This is a genomic window from Photobacterium sp. WH77 (assembly GCF_022014395.1).
In the GTDB taxonomy this organism is placed as follows: Bacteria; Pseudomonadota; Gammaproteobacteria; order Enterobacterales; family Vibrionaceae; genus Photobacterium; species Photobacterium arenosum.
On sequence record NZ_JAKLTE010000025.1, the window covers coordinates 19,278 to 31,052 of the forward strand.

At 51.4% G+C, this 11,775-nt stretch carries 10 protein-coding genes and 1 pseudogene; 7 read left to right on the forward strand and 4 right to left on the reverse strand.

The features are described 5' to 3' along the window. Positions 1-39 precede the first annotated feature (39 nt). Positions 40-1,068, reverse strand: coding sequence for a tRNA dihydrouridine(20/20a) synthase DusA (dusA, locus tag L6J37_RS18990; protein ID WP_237796215.1), 1,029 nt, complete (start codon positions 1,066-1,068; stop codon positions 40-42). A gap of 419 nt (positions 1,069-1,487) precedes the next feature. On the opposite strand from dusA, the pseudogene istA reads away from it, so the two are divergent. From istA to L6J37_RS19005, 3 genes and pseudogenes are all read left to right on the forward strand, one after another. After that, positions 1,488-3,028: pseudogene (gene istA, locus L6J37_RS18995) on the forward strand (IS21 family transposase). Between the two features lie 9 nt (positions 3,029-3,037). Further along, entirely contained in the window at positions 3,038-3,793 is a 756-nt protein-coding gene (gene istB / locus L6J37_RS19000) for an IS21-like element helper ATPase IstB (RefSeq protein WP_237796216.1), read from the forward strand. Between the two features lie 386 nt (positions 3,794-4,179). Beyond that, the gene (locus L6J37_RS19005) at positions 4,180-4,557 is read left to right on the forward strand and encodes a hypothetical protein (RefSeq protein ID WP_237796217.1); all 378 of its coding nucleotides are present in this window, start codon (positions 4,180-4,182) and stop codon (positions 4,555-4,557) included. 88 nt (positions 4,558-4,645) lie between these two features. On the opposite strand, the gene L6J37_RS19010 is transcribed toward L6J37_RS19005, so the two are convergent. Then, positions 4,646-5,050, reverse strand: coding sequence for a DUF3597 domain-containing protein (locus L6J37_RS19010; protein WP_237796218.1), 405 nt, complete (start codon positions 5,048-5,050; stop codon positions 4,646-4,648). A 203-nt stretch (positions 5,051-5,253) separates the two neighbouring features. Further along, positions 5,254-6,825, reverse strand: coding sequence for a S8 family peptidase (locus tag L6J37_RS19015; protein ID WP_237796219.1), 1,572 nt, complete (start codon positions 6,823-6,825; stop codon positions 5,254-5,256). Positions 6,826-7,347: 522 nt separating this feature from the next. Between L6J37_RS19015 and ypfJ the strand changes: the two genes are divergently transcribed. The 4 genes from ypfJ to L6J37_RS19035 all read left to right on the forward strand — a co-directional run bounded on the left by ypfJ (position 7,348) and on the right by L6J37_RS19035 (position 9,996). After that, positions 7,348-8,241, forward strand: coding sequence for a KPN_02809 family neutral zinc metallopeptidase (ypfJ, locus tag L6J37_RS19020; RefSeq protein ID WP_192017368.1), 894 nt, complete (start codon positions 7,348-7,350; stop codon positions 8,239-8,241). A 348-nt stretch (positions 8,242-8,589) separates the two neighbouring features. Next, on the forward strand, positions 8,590-9,036 hold the full coding sequence (zur, locus tag L6J37_RS19025) for a zinc uptake transcriptional repressor Zur (RefSeq protein ID WP_192017367.1): 447 nt from the start codon (positions 8,590-8,592) through the stop codon (positions 9,034-9,036). A 36-nt stretch (positions 9,037-9,072) separates the two neighbouring features. Then, positions 9,073-9,537: a chemotaxis protein CheX gene (locus L6J37_RS19030; RefSeq protein WP_027254037.1), complete on the forward strand. Its 465-nt coding sequence runs from the start codon at positions 9,073-9,075 to the stop codon at positions 9,535-9,537. 249 nt (positions 9,538-9,786) lie between these two features. Next, positions 9,787-9,996 carry a cold-shock protein gene (locus L6J37_RS19035; protein WP_027254038.1) on the forward strand — a complete coding sequence of 70 codons (210 nt, stop codon included), beginning with the start codon at positions 9,787-9,789 and terminating at the stop codon, positions 9,994-9,996. A gap of 71 nt (positions 9,997-10,067) precedes the next feature. On the opposite strand, the gene pgi is transcribed toward L6J37_RS19035, so the two are convergent. After that, the gene (gene pgi, locus L6J37_RS19040) at positions 10,068-11,720 is read right to left on the reverse strand and encodes a glucose-6-phosphate isomerase (protein ID WP_237796220.1); all 1,653 of its coding nucleotides are present in this window, start codon (positions 11,718-11,720) and stop codon (positions 10,068-10,070) included. Between the last annotated feature and the right edge of the window lie 55 nt (positions 11,721-11,775).

Sequence of the window (11,775 nt, forward strand, 5' to 3'; positions counted from 1 at the left end):
GATAACGAGTGGTTAAACTCACTATATCTTGCAGGCTAATCACACATCCAGATGGGCGGGAATCTTATCCAGCGCTTGCTGAACCACTTCTATGCCCGAACCCGGCTTGTGGGCATTTTCGCTGATGTGCCGGCGCCACTGGCGTGCGCCCGGCATATTCTGGAACAACCCCAGCATATGCCGGGTAATGTGACCCAGATACGAACCGTTCGCCAGCTGACGCTCAATATATGGATACATAGCTTCAACCACCTCGCGGCGTTTTTTGACAGGACGCGCACTGCCGAATAACTGCTGATCCAGCTCCGCCAGCATATACGGATTCTGATACGCTTCGCGCCCGACCATCACCCCATCAAGGTGGGTCAGGTGTGCTTCGATCTCGGCCAGCGTTTTCACCCCGCCGTTAATCGCCATGGTCAGGTGCGGAAAATCTTTCTTCAGCTGGTAGACACGCGGGTAATCCAGCGGCGGAATTTCACGGTTTTCTTTCGGGCTCAGGCCGCTCAGCCAGGCTTTACGGGCATGAATGGTGAAATTATCGCAGCCGCCTTTTTCAGACACAGTACCAACGAAATCTGCCAGGAACTGATAGGAATCCTGCTCATCGATACCAATCCGGGTTTTCACCGTTACGGGAATATCCACCACTTCACGCATGGCCGACACGCACAAAGCTACCAGATCCGCCTCGCCCATCAGGCACGCACCAAAACGGCCGTTCTGCACACGATCCGACGGACATCCGACATTCAGGTTCACTTCATCGTACCCGCGCTCCTGCGCCAGCTTGGCACAATGCGCCAGATCCGCCGGATTCGAACCGCCCAGCTGCAACGCCACCGGATGCTCTTCCTCGTTAAAGCTCAGAAAATCACCCTTACCATGAATGATTGCCCCGGTCGTCACCATCTCGGTGTACAGCAAGGCGTGCTGCGACAACAGACGATGGAAATAACGGCAGTGACGATCCGTCCAATCCAACATGGGGGCCACAGAAAAGCGGCATGAGGGGTGATCGCCAGCGAGGCCGCGATTTTCCTGAGTATTTTCAGTGTGTAGCGTCATTCTGAATTTCCTGTCACTTCAATTGAAATTGCCCGAATTCCGTTCACTGTACCCTCGCAGTCCCCTTCCAGAGCAGGACAATCTCGCCTCATTCATCGTCGAAAACGACATCGAAAGCGACAACAGGCGGTACAAAGCAACTATCTTCGTTAAAAAGCAGGGGCGTATTATACATGCAGAATACAAAATGATCAGGAAAAAGGCTGTAGACATGCCCGTGCGTATTCCGGTCCATGCTGAACACTCATTCCGGTCCAATGTGAACACCCATTCTGGTTTAACGTGAACACCCATTCCGGACTCAAGATGAACGCTTTTGCTCACCTTTCCGGAATCACTGTTCACGTTCCGCCGGAATCCCTTTCAACGTATTGATCTTCAACTTATTTGGTAACCTGTTTCCTATTTGGAGCAGGACTATGCCAGCAAAGAGGATTGCAATGCGTAAAATTCGAGACGTACTCAGGCTGAAACTGGATGCCAGGTTGTCGATTCGGCAAATCAGCGCGAGCACAAAAGTCAGCGTTGGTGCTATCCAGAAACTGCTCCAGAAAGCGCAAACTCTGAACCTGACTTGGCCGCTTCCCGACTCACTGACAGATGAGCAACTGGCCCACTATTTTATCCCGCAGCCGATACGCGGGCCTCGTGCCGATATCAGGTTCCCGACTGGCCTGCTGTCCATCAAGAGCTGAAACACAAGGGGATCACCAAGCAACTGCTGTGGGAAGAATATACCCAGCAATACCCCAACCGCTGCTACAGCTACTCACAGTTCTGTGACCGTTACCTTCACTGGAATAAGCAGCAAAGACGCACCATGAGACAGCTGCATAAAGCCGGGGAAACGTGCTTTATCGACTACTGCGGCCAGACGGTTCCCATTATCTGCCAGAGCACCGGTGAAGTCCGGCATGCCCAGGTGTTCGTAGCGGTTCTCGGTGCATCCAACTATACCTATGCGGAAGCCACAGAGTCCCAGTCATTACCGGACTGGCTGCAAAGCCATGTTCGGGCATTCGAGTTCTTCGGTGGTACACCGGAGATGTTGATCCCCGACAACCTGCGCAGTGGCGTCAGCAAGGCATGTCGTTATGATCCGGAACTCAACCCAAGCTATCAGCAGCTTGCTGAACACTACCAAATCGCCGTCATGCCAGCTCGCCCTTATAAGCCCAAGGATAAAGCCAAGGCTGAAGTAGGTGTGCAAGTCGTCGAACGCTGGATCCTGGCTCGCCTGCGCCACCACAGCTTCTTCTCACTGGCTGAGTTAAACCAGTGCATCATGGCGTTGCTTGAAGAGTTGAACCAGAAGCCGTTCAAACAGTTGCCGGGCAACCGCAAGGAAGCCTTCGAAAAGTTAGACCAGCCAGCACTCAAGCCCTTGCCGTGCATGCCTTACCGCTATGTAGCTATCAAGCAGGTAAAGGTAAATATCGACTATCACATCCAGTATGAACATCACCACTACTCAGTTCCGCATCAGTATGTTGGTGAGAAGTTAGAGCTGCATGCCGGAGACCGGTTAGTCCAGCTCTATTATCGTCAACAGCTCGTCGCCTCCCATCCCCGAAAACGCTATCCCGGGATAACAACCGATGAAAGTCATATGCCAAAACGCCATCAGAAGCATCAGTAATGGACGCCCGGTCGCCTCAAACAATGGGCCAGCGCCATCGGGCCAGATACCCTGCAATGGGTCAGCGAACGTATGGAAGAAAAAGCCCACCCGGAACAAGCCTACCGTCTGTGTCTCGGGCTACTGAATTTAAGCCGGCAGTATCCAGCCCAAAGGCTGAATACCAGCTGTAAACTTGCCAACCAGAAAGGCCTGGTCAAGCTTCGGCAAATCAAGTCAATCCTGGCGAGCAACCGTGATCAGCTCCCCGAGCAGGGAGATGGCAACTCATGCTTGCCCCAAGATCACGAGAATATCCGCGGGCCCCATACCTTCCACTAGGAGAAAGCAATGACACAGCAAACACTCAACCGGTTACGGGAGCTAAAGCTCAGCGGGATGGCCGAAGCACTGGAGCGGCAGCAAGAACAGCCAGGCACTTATGAAGCTCTCGCGTTCACCGAGCGGCTGAGCTTGTTGGTCGAACAAGAGCAGTCAGTTCGGCAGCAACGCCAGCATGAGCGGCTGATCCGGCAAGCCAAGTTCAAACTTAATGCTACTGTTCAGGAGATAGACTACCAGCACCCTCGCAATATCGAACGTTCACGCATCGCTCGGCTAGCGCAACGGGACTGGCTTGACCGAAGGCAGAACCTGTTGATCACCGGACCATGCGGCAGTGGTAAGACTTATCTCGGCTGCGCTCTTGGCCATAACGCCTGCCAGCAAGGGTTCAGCGTTCGTTACTACCGGACTTCAAGGCTGTTGCTGGCCCTGACCCAGTCAAAAGCAGACGGCACCTACCATAAGCTACTGACCCAGCTTGCCAAGGTGCACTTGTTGATCCTGGATGACTGGGGACTTGAACCGTTGAAAGTCGGGCAGCGCAACGACCTGATGGAAATCATGGATGATCGCTATGGTCAGGCTTCAACAGTGTTAATCAGTCAGTTACCGACTGATCAGTGGTACGCACAAATCGGTGACAACACATTGGCAGATGCCATCTTAGATCGCCTGATGCACAATGCTCACAGGCTGCAACTGAAGGGAGAATCAATGCGGAAAAAGTTAGGAACGTTGACGGAAGATGAACACTTAAGCTAAAAACAACTGTCGTGATACGTTGAAAAAGTTAAGTGTTCATGTTCAGCCGGAATAAGTGTTCAACTTCGTCGGAATACGCAGCCCGCACTGACCATCGATAAGTACGTGGGTTACGCCATGCAGCAAAAAGAAGAAACGAGCTGAGATTTCAACATAACCCGCGTATCAGATCAGCTTAGGGATTGAAATCTTGCGTTACCGCGGCCAATACTGGGGAGAGGCCAGCCGTCGGCTGTTGCTGTATTTCTATTACGCCGGTTTTGTTTGTTTATAAACTTACGTGTGATTTCACACAATCGGTAGTGCCTTTTTCAAAATCCTTTCTATTGTTGTTATTGCATATGATGTGCACATAAACACAAACAACAACATCAAGGAAATTCAACATGGCTGGACAAATTACATTTTGGGAAGGAAATGGCGGCACTCAGGATCAAGTGGGTAATACGCTAAACGGCGGTCAAAACTATAATATCGACTGTAAAAGTGGTGATCATGGTTTTTCAAATGACGAAGCACGTTCCCTGAAACTTCAAAATATTCCAAGCGGCATTACCGTCATCAAGGTCTACGATAGCCCATCGGCGTCTGAAAGCGATGACTGGGCTCGTGTTACTGTAATGGGTCCGGTTGATGAGGCAATTGTTGGCACTTTCAACTCCGATGGAAGCTATGCTGACGGAAAGGTGAAATGCGACAGCACGTACATCAATGGCCTGGATGGTAAAATTTCGAAAATCATGATTGATTACATTGATATGTAATAACGGTTCAGCTTTTGTGCGTTTTATTTCGTTTCACCACAAGCCCCTACTCTCAGGGGCTTTTTATCCACAGCAGTAACAGCAAATGTCACAGCAATTCATCCGGCACTTTACCGCCGTTGTCGGCCAGTTTCTGCAGCACGGTTTTATGCAGCCACATATTCATTTGGGCGGAGTCGGCCATTTTGTCTGCGGGGCAGCCCAGTTCAGTCGCCAGTTCTTTGCGGGCCGACAGGCTGCTGTCGAGGCCCAGCAGTTTCAGCAGATCGACAATAGAGGTTTTCCAGTTCAGTGCTTCCGGATGGTCAGCCGCCATAGCTTCCAGTTTGGCAACCACATCCACAGTTTCCATGGCCGGAGCGGCTGGCTCAGCCGGAGACGCGGGTGCAGGCGTTTCATCGGGGGCAAATGTGACGTTGGAAGATGGCGTTGGTGTCTGGGGTGATTTTTTTCCAAAGCCAAGCTTGTTGAGAATATCGTTGAACAAACCCATTACGGCTCCTTAACCGGTGTTGGCCGGATTGCGAATGACAGGCAAAACAGAGCGGCAGAAGTGCTCGCTCAGCTTCATTAAAGCTAGTCGGGTTATCCGGTGCAGAGCGTCGCATTTCAACGACTGAATAAAGGTTAACAAAAAACGCCCTGAACTGTCCTTGTCCGGGGCGCGGCAGTCATCAATTTATCGGCGATAACGATTCAGAAGCTAGCCTGCAGCGACAGGCTGCCATAGGCGTTATAGCCGTTCAGCATGATGTGGTAGCGACCAGACTGAGTGGGGGTGATAGAGCAGGTTTCGCTGTTACCCGCACGGTAAGGCCGGCAATCCCAGCTGGATTTGGTGGCTTTCTGCCCGAGGCGAACATACAGATCGGCATCCCCCGTTCCGCCATAGGTACGGACAGTTAAGGTACGCCCTGCCGGCACATCAATGTAGTAATGCTGCTCACTACCGGACGTCCCGTTCAGGCCACTTTGCACTTTACCGTTTTCCAGTTTGCCGTCTGACGGTGTACCCGGATCGCCGCCGCCATTATCTGTACCGCTGTAAGCCAGCAGATTAAGGCTATTGCGTGAATCACTCACTTTACCTGTAGTGCCGCGCTGGGCCAGTAACTGACTGACCTGAGAAGGGGTCAGGTTCGGATACTCATCGAGATACAGCGCAGCGACCCCGGCAACGTGCGGTGTGGCCATCGAGGTTCCGCTGATGGTTTTGTAGCTGCCGTCATACCAGGCGGAGGTAATGGAGGATCCCGGCGCAAAAATGTCGACACAGCTGCCCCAGTTAGAAAAGCTGGAACGCTGATCAGAACTGGTTGTCGAGCCGACAGTGATACCATTTGCCACCCTGGCGGGTGAGACATTGCAAGCATCCTGATTCTCATTTCCCGCTGCCAGCATAAAGCTGACGCCTGAATTCACCGCGCTGTTGATGGCGCTGTCCAGTGCGGTCGAAATACCGCCGCCCAGGCTCATATTCGCCACAGAAGGACCAGTGGCATTCTGCTTCACCCAGTCAACACCGGCAATCACCCCTGATGTGGTGCCCGAGCCATTACAGCTCAGTACCCGCACCCCGACCAGGCTGACGTTCTTCGCCACACCGTAGCGCGTACCGCCAATGGTGCCGGCAACATGCGTACCGTGACCATTACAGTCGGTGGCATTGCTGTCGTTATCGACGAAATCATAGCCGGAACGGGCACGACCGCCGAACTCGGCATGGGTGGTGGTGACACCGGTATCAATGACGTACGCCGTCACGCCTGCGCCGTTATATTGGGTGACAAAATTACCGTCCAGCGGCAGGTTGCGCTGATCCACACGATCCAGGCCCCAGGTGGCATTGGTCTGCTGGGCATCAAAAGCTTCAGGGAAAACCGGATCAAGTGAAATCCGCTGATCCTGCTCTATGTAGTCAACCTGATTGTCCTGACGAAGTGTATTGAGTTGCTCTGCCGTCAGCTCAGCGACAAAGCCGCTCAGGGCAGAATCAAACACCCTTTCAGCAGTCACAGCATGAAGTGTACTGATAGACTCGACAGTACGAGCCACAAACTCGACACGCGCGGCGATATCATTGGCGATATACGCCGGTTCTTTTAACACCACAATATACTGATTGGCGACGGCCTTCTCAGGTGCCGCGGTGATCAGCCTGGCCTGTGACTCCGAACTTACTGCAAACTGCGAGTCTTCAGCCTGAATGGCAGCACTGGCTAATACCAGCGCAGACGTGATACAGCAACCTAGCATTGTCTTAAACATTGTTAGTCCTTTTTTATGTTTGTCCGTTACTTGGAATTGCCTACCCCTCACATCAGGCACAGTTAAAACCTATACGCAACTACGCCCTTATACATAAGATGAAAACACCAAATTTTATTAATGAAACAGAGAGATGCGTGGTTACATACAAGTTGAGACTCATAGCAAGGCATAAGTAACCTGCTGTTTTTATATCGCTATCTGGCCACTATGATGGGCTTAACCTGATAACTGAAGGATGTAAACAAATCCGAACAGGTAAAAAACCTGCTGATCACTTCTTATATTTCATCAAGTTAAAATCATCACAATAAAAATCAGTCATAAGATTGCAGAGACCAGGCTTTACAGCAGACCAAAATGCTGATTTTTCACGGATTTGCAAAGCAGAAGATCTCGGCTAACTGAAAAGCGTGTTGTGCTGCTGAATGAAAATGCCTCCCGTCTCAGGGTGTAACAGGAAAAAAGGGCACTTTTCGTTCAGACTTGTTGAGAACCTCTTCACGACTCAGGGGAAAACCTATGCGCTGGCGCAAGACCAAACAAAGTACCAACATTGATGACAGACGCGGTCAGGGGCCAGCTCACTCCGGGATGGCGGTCGCTGGATTACTGCGTTTTCTCCCTTTCCTGCTCAAAACCAAAGTAGGTAAACTTATTCTGGTTGTCGGCGGGATATACTTGGCTTATCAGTATTTTACCGGTGGATCCGGAATGATGGACGTTCAGCCCGGTTCCGGGGCGATGCAGCAACAGGAAGGCGCACAAACCGGTGGCTTACCGGCCAGTGACGAAGAGGCTCAGTTTGTCGCGGCGATTCTGGGCACCACAGAAACCGTGTGGAGCAAGCTGTTCGACGGCCAGTATCCCGAACCGCAGCTGGTGCTGTACAACAATATCACCCAGACAGGCTGTGGCATGGGTCAGGCACAGTCCGGGCCATTTTATTGTCCTGCCGACAGCAAGGTGTATCTGGATCTCAGCTTTATGGATGAGCTGAAAAAACTGGGGGCGCCCGGTGATTTTGCTTTTGCCTATGTGATAGCGCACGAGGTGGGTCATCATGTGCAAAACGTGCTGGGCACCAACAAGCAGGTCGCTCAAATGCAGCAGCAGGCCAGCGAAACCGATGCCAATCGCTTAAGCGTGATGCTTGAGCTACAGGCCGACTGCTATGCCGGTGTCTGGGGCTACTATGTTCACAATGACATGCAGTTGCTGGAGCCCGGCGACATTGAAGAAGGGCTGAAAGCCGCCAGTTCCGTGGGTGACGACAGGCTGCAGGAAATGGCAGGTCAGGCCGTACAGCCAGATGCCTTTACTCACGGTACCTCTGAGCAGCGGGCAAGTTGGTTTCGCAAAGGGTTCGAATCCGGCAATCCCAAAGATTGTGACACTTTCCAGAATCTGCAATAGCTCTTATCCGGGGCCAGAGCGACGTTGGCCCTGAAAAGATCACCCGGCCCTTTAAGTCCTGCTTGCCATTTAGTGGTTTCTGCATACACTTTGCCTCGCATTGTTCAGGACAACAGCAATGGCAGATGACTGCCGGCGCTGAAAGCACCATGTCCTGAATAGGCGGCATTTTTTGACTTACAAACCAGTCAATGAATCAATCGTTCATACCGTCAGCGACTTAACCGCTGATGCGAATGTGATCAGTTACACGAAAATTTTGTCCATCCGTAATGGATTATGTCTCTCAGAGCTAGGTTTTTGAAATGCTATGATAGACTATGACGCTAGTCGCTTTTTTGAGGAAGTATGGCAAATCATATGCAACTGCTGAATCAGGCCCAAACACTCTGTGATCAACGTGGAGTCCGGCTGACCCCGCAACGCCAGAAAGTACTGGAGCTGATTGTTGAACGCCAAAGTTCAATCAGCGCCTACGAGCTGCTTGATTTGCTTCGGGAAACTGAACCTCAGGCCAAGCCTCCCACTGTGTACCGCGCACTCGACTTTCTGCTGGCCCAGGGCTTTGTCCATAAAGTCGAGTCGACAAACAGTTATATCGCCTGCAATCTGTTGGACCATGCCTCTCATTGTTCACAGCTATTAATTTGCGATGAATGCAGTCATGTGGAGGAATGTCACGACGATGAATTGGCTAAAATGCTAAAACTAAAGGCACAACAACAGGGCTTTCAGATTTCTCACCATGTGGTTGAAAGCCACGGTGTGTGCCAAGCATGCCAACATAAGAAGTAGTCCGTTTCTGAACAACAACAAGGCAATCCAGATCCTATGCGAGCAGAATTTGTAAACCCGTTTCTGGCCTCTCTGCTGAATGTGCTCAAGACCATGGCGTCAATGGAGCTGGCCCCGCAAAAACCTCTGCTGAAAAAAGATGAAGTCGCCCGAGGTGATGTATCTGGCCTGATTGGTATGATTGGTCCGCAGACCAGAGGCTCGATGTCCATTACCTTTGATGAAGGCCTCGCGCTGGAAATCATGCAGCGCATGCTGGGCGAGCGGCCAAATGGCATCAATGATGAAGTGACCGATATGGTTGGCGAGATCACCAATATGGTCACAGGTGGTGCTAAACGTATTCTGTCTGAAAAAGGCTATGACTTTGAAATGGCCACCCCCGCAGTTGTGTCAGGCCGCGGCCACACCATCACACACAAGAGTGAAGGGGCGATCATCATCATGCCGTTTGAATCTGAATACGGCAAAGCCTTCATCGAAATCAGCTTCGACCGCTAACGCTTTCAAACACCACTTCTTTTTCTGCAGGCCAGTGCAAACTGGCCTGACCTATTGCCGTGACTATGCTTAACCCTTTCACTCTTTTTGCATAAATAACGCATAAATCATTGCCCCGCATTCCGGTTACGATCTAGACTGGAAATGCTATTTAGGTATCTACTCACCTATAAAGATACCTGTTAATAGCATTCGTGTTGCCTGCCTTCGGGTAACGCAAGGAATAGATTACAAAGGAAAGATCGTCAAATGAGCAAACTGACAGGAACCGTTAAATGGTTCAACGATGATAAAGGTTTTGGTTTTATCTCTGCTGCTGATGGCAAAGATGTATTTGTTCACTTCAGCGCCATTCAGGCTCAGGGACGTCGTACCCTGAGAGAAGGCCAAAACGTTGAGTTTATCGTTACTGACGGCCAGAAAGGCCCACAAGCCAGCGAAGTGGTCGCCCTGTCTTAACCGTAAGGCATACCGCAGCTAAGAAAAACGCCGCAAAAGCGGCGTTTTATCATTTCAGGCTTTCGTCAAGATTACTGACGCCATTGCTTAAAGGTATTGATCAGGCCATTGGTCGAGCTGTCATGGCTGCTCACCGCTGCGTTGTCCGCCAGCTCCGGCAGGATCTGATTGGCCAGCTGTTTACCCAGCTCAACGCCCCACTGATCGAAGCTGTAGATATTCCAAATCACGCCCTGGGTGAAGATCTTATGCTCATACATCGCGATCAGCGCACCCAAGATATACGGGGTCACTTGCTTAACCAGAATGGAGTTGGTCGGACGGTTACCTTCGAACACTTTAAAAGGCGCCAGCTCTGCGGCTTCCTCCGGCGTTTTACCTGCCGCGGTGAATTCCGCTTCCACCTGCTCGCGGGTTTTACCAAATGCCAGCGCTTCGGTCTGTGCAAAGAAATTTGCCATCAGTTTAGGGTGGTGATCACCCAACTGATTGTGGCTGATTGCCGGGGCAATAAAATCACACGGGATCAGCTTAGTGCCCTGATGGATCAACTGATAAAACGCATGCTGACCATTAGTGCCCGGTTCGCCCCAGATAATTGGTCCGGTCTGATAATCCACAGGATTACCGCCGCGGTCGACATACTTACCGTTCGATTCCATGTTGCCTTGCTGGAAGTAAGCCGCAAAACGGTGCATATACTGATCGTACGGTAAAATGGCTTCGGATTCGGCACCGAAGAAGTTGTTATACCACAGGCCAATCAGCGCCAGAATGACCGGCACATTCTCGGTCAGCGGCGCTTGTGCAAAATGCTTATCCATCGCATGCGCACCGGCCAGCAGTTCTTCGAAACGCTCGTAACCCACAGCCAGGCAGATCGACAAACCAATCGCTGACCACAGTGAATAACGCCCGCCGACCCAGTCCCAGAATTCGAACATATTGTCGGTATCAATACCAAAGGCAGACACCGCACCGGCATTGGTCGACAGGGCGGCAAAGTGCTTCGCTACATGCGCTGGATCTTTGGCCTCAGCCAGGAACCAGTCACGCGCCGAGTGGGCGTTGGTCATGGTTTCCTGAGTGGTGAAGGTTTTTGACGCCACCAGGAACAGAGTCGTTTCCGGGTTCAGCCCCTTCAGGGTTTCAGCAATATGGGTGCCGTCTACATTAGAGACAAAATGCAGGTTGAGACGGGTTTTGTACGGCGCCAGTGCTTCTGACACCATGTAAGGACCCAGATCAGAGCCACCGATGCCGATATTGACCACATCTGTGATGGCTTTGCCTGTATACCCTTTCCAGTCACCGCCAATAATACGGTCGGAGAACTGCTGCATTTTCGCCAGCACGGCATTCACATGCGGCATTACATCTTCGCCGTCCACCAGCACTGGCGTATTGCTGCGGTTACGCAGCGCGACATGCAGTACGGCGCGGTCTTCGGTGCGGTTAATTTTTTCACCGTTGAACATAGACGCAATGGCGGTTTTCAGCTCGGTCTGTTCAGCCAGATCAAACAGCTTGGCCAGCGTTTCTTCAGTGATAAGGTTCTTTGAATAATCCAGCAGGATATCGTTGCCGAACGCCGCGGAAAACGTCTCGAAACGTGATGAGTCTTTAGCAAACAGCTCGCTGAGCTGAAGATCCTGTGCCTGTTCAAAATGGGCAGTCAGTGCCTGCCAGGCAGTTGTTTGCGTGGGGTTAATGTTTTTCAACATAATGACGTTCCTGATGTGTTATTTTTTCACTACAGCACAACCGGTGGTGCGGCAG